1 protein-coding gene is annotated in these 708 nt (G+C 57.6%); it reads right to left on the minus strand.

Going from position 1 to position 708, the window contains the following annotated elements:
* Nucleotides 1-708, minus strand: a 708-nt coding sequence (tssI, locus tag ACMHLI_RS23390; RefSeq protein WP_413531466.1) for a type VI secretion system tip protein TssI/VgrG, incomplete at both ends; no start/stop codon positions are given.

A 708-nucleotide genomic window follows, 5' to 3' on the forward strand; every position in this document is an offset into this window, starting at 1 on the left:
CGCGGTTTAGGCTTGGGCGTGGGGCGCCAGGTTTGGGTGGAAGGGATGACTTCAAACTCGGTATTGAGCGTGGTTCCCTGGCCTTCCTGACCAATCCGCGCCTGCGGCTGATCGCCGTGCATCTCGATGGCGACCACCTGCCAGTTGGCGTTCAGGTCTTCACGCGGATGGTCGGTCAGGGCAAAGCGCACGCCGGGATAAAACTGCGGCGAGTTGGTGCTGCCAATCACCACGTCGGCGTTGTTGCGCCAGCCTTCCATCTGATATTTGGCGAAATCGGCGCCGTGCTGCTCGTCTTTGAATCGTCCCGGGTAATCGAACACGTCATACACCGTGTGCTGGTGAACCATATTTGAGGCTTTTTCCTGATACTGCGCCTGCCAGTTCGGCGCGGTGAAGGTGTAATCCTGCGTGATGACCCTGGAAGGGCGAACCTGCGCAGTGCGGCGGAAGTTGTTGATGCAGTAGGTGGCCGCTTCGGACGCGGCGTTCGGGTTATACGCAAACGCGCCGATGCTGATCAGTGCGCTGCAGTTGTCTGCGAAGGTGAGCTTCTGATCGTTGGCCTTGAGGAACTCTTCCTCGTAAAAGAAAATCCCCTCTTCGGCGAGCAGCCGCGAAATAAAATCGTAATCGCTTTCCATAAACTGGACGCAAAACTCGCGCCAGTTGTGGCTGGAGCGAAACAGCGTGTCGTGTTTAAGCACC

It is taken from the genome of Rahnella inusitata (assembly GCF_965118895.1).
Taxonomy (GTDB): Bacteria; Pseudomonadota; Gammaproteobacteria; order Enterobacterales; family Enterobacteriaceae; genus Rahnella; species Rahnella inusitata_A.